Source organism: Streptomyces sp. SID14478, from assembly GCF_010548525.1.
Classification (GTDB): Bacteria; Actinomycetota; Actinomycetes; order Streptomycetales; family Streptomycetaceae; genus Streptomyces.
This window is the reverse complement of record NZ_JAAGMG010000754.1, coordinates 1-2,046: the sequence shown is the minus strand read 5'-3', so window position 1 is coordinate 2,046 and position 2,046 is coordinate 1. Positions and strand designations below refer to the sequence as shown.

The window sequence follows — 2,046 nt, the reverse complement described above, 5'->3', positions numbered from 1 at the left end:
CCGGAGAGTTCGCCCGGGCGGCGGCGCCCCTTGTCGCCGAGGCCGACCTGGGCGAGGACGTCGGCGGCGCGGCGCCGGTCGGGGCGCCGTCCCGCGAGGCGCAGCGGGAGCAGCACGTTCTGCTCGACGGTCAGCGAGGGCAGCAGGTTGAAGGCCTGGAAGACGAAGCCGAGGCGGGTGCGGCGCAGTGCGGTGAGCTTGTTCTCGCTCATGCCGGTGATCGTGGTGCCGCCGAGGGCGACCGTGCCGGCGGTGGGGCGGTCCAGGCCCGCCGCGCACTGCAGGAACGTGGACTTGCCGGAGCCGGAGGGGCCCATCACGGCGGTGAACGTGCCGCGGGGCAGGGCGAGTTCGATGCCGCGCAGCGCGTGCACGGCCGCGCCGCCGCGGCCGTACTGGCGCCGTACGCCGCGCAGTTCGACGGCCAGGTCCCCGGTGGGCGTGGCGCCGGGGGCCGCGCTCCGGTCGTGCTGCCGCTTCTTGCGCAGGCCCATGGGGTCCGCCCTTCGTACGTCGCCGGTGTCGGTGTCGGTGTCGTTGTCGACGCTTCGAACGTACGGAGCAGAGGGGCTCGCCGACCATGAGGGCCGCTGGCGAAAGCGGGGTGGGGAGAACCCCCGGTCCGGCACCCCGGACGCCCTCCAGTAATGGTTTGGTAAGCTAAGTATTGACGCTTTCTTGACCATCTCTTGACCAAAGGCCCTTGCGGGCCCCGCAGACCAAGGAGAACCGGGCCCATCGGACACGCAGACACCTTGATCGCCATGGGTGGCGCCTTTCTCGCCGCCGCCGTCCTCGCCCGCCTCGGCGGCCGCATCGGACTCCCCACCATCCCCCTGTTCATCCTGGCCGGGATCCTGCTCGGCCCGCACACCCCCGGCATCGTGCTCGTCGCCGACCCGCACGACCTGGAGATGCTCTCCGCGCTCGGCCTGGTGCTGCTGCTCTTCTATCTCGGCCTCGAGTTCCACCTGGACGACCTCAAGGCGGGCGGGCGCAAGATGGCCCTCGCCGGCGGGACGTACCTCGCGCTGAACGTCGGCGCCGGCCTCGGTTTCGGATTCGCCCTCGGCTGGGGCACCTCCGAAGCTCTGGTCCTCGCCGGGGTGCTCGGCATCTCGTCGTCCGCGATCGTCACGAAGGTGCTGGTCGACACCGGCCGGCTCGGCAACCCCGAGACCAGGCCGATCCTCGGCATCATCGTGGTCGAGGACATCTTCCTCGCCCTCTACCTGGCGGCGCTGCAGCCGATCCTGTCCGGCGCCGACTCGGCCGCGGCCGCCGTCCTCGACGGCGGCAAGGCCTTCGGCTTCCTGCTGCTGCTCGCGCTGGCCGCACGCTTCGGTACGCGGATCGTCGGCAAGCTCTTCAACACCAAGGACGACGAGCTCCTCGTCATCTCCTTCCTCGGCGCCGCCGTGTTCGTGGCGGGAGTCTCGGAGTGGTTCGGGGTCGCGGACGCCATCGGGGCGTTCATGGTCGGTCTGATGCTGGGCTCGACCTCGTCCGGTGAGCGCATCCGCAAGCTGGTGCACCCGCTGCGCGACGCCTTCGGTGCGATCTTCTTCTTCGCGTTCGGCCTGTCGATCGACCCCGGTGACCTGCCCACGGTGGTGTGGCCGGTCCTGGCCGCGGTCGCGGTGACGCTGGTGATGAACGTGCTGGCGGGACTGGGCGCCGCAAGGGTGTACGGGTTCGGGCCCGGGCCCGCGGCCAACATCTCCACGACGCTGTTGGCGCGGGGCGAGTTCGCGCTGATCCTCGCCACGATGGCCGCGGGCGCAGGGCTCGACGCCCGCCTGTCCCCGTTCATCGCGGGGTACGTGCTGCTGCTCGCGGTGCTGGGTCCGCTGGCGGCCGGGCAGTCGCGGTGGCTGGCCCGGATCCTGCCGGGCGATGCGGCTCAGGATCCCGCTCCGGCTCCGCTGGAGGAACGGGCCGGCGCGGGCGTGTGAGCGGTCCGCCGCGGTCCGGGCTCACTCTCCGGACCGCAGCCACCTGGCGGCCGGCCCGACGATCGGGGGCGCCTGCCGCGGCTCCGCGCGA

The 2,046-nt window shown here is 72.2% G+C and carries 2 protein-coding genes; one reads left to right on the top strand and one right to left on the bottom strand.

Going from position 1 to position 2,046, the window contains the following annotated elements:
- Positions 1 to 494, bottom strand: a 494-nt coding sequence (locus G3I40_RS25050) for an ATP-binding cassette domain-containing protein (RefSeq protein WP_164304381.1), incomplete at its 3' end; no start/stop codon positions are given.
- A 270-nt stretch (positions 495 to 764) separates the two neighbouring features.
- On the opposite strand from G3I40_RS25050, the gene G3I40_RS25045 reads away from it, so the two are divergent.
- A complete protein-coding gene (locus tag G3I40_RS25045) occupies positions 765 to 1,955 on the top strand; it encodes a cation:proton antiporter (protein WP_164304380.1) in 1,191 nt (396 codons plus the stop codon).
- Positions 1,956 to 2,046: the final 91 nt, after the last annotated feature.

Excerpts from the sequence above, each read along its gene's own strand:
- G3I40_RS25045 (WP_164304380.1), top strand. The coding sequence starts at position 765 with ATGGGTGGCGCCTTTCTCGCCGCCGCCGTCCTCGCCCGCCTCGGCGGC.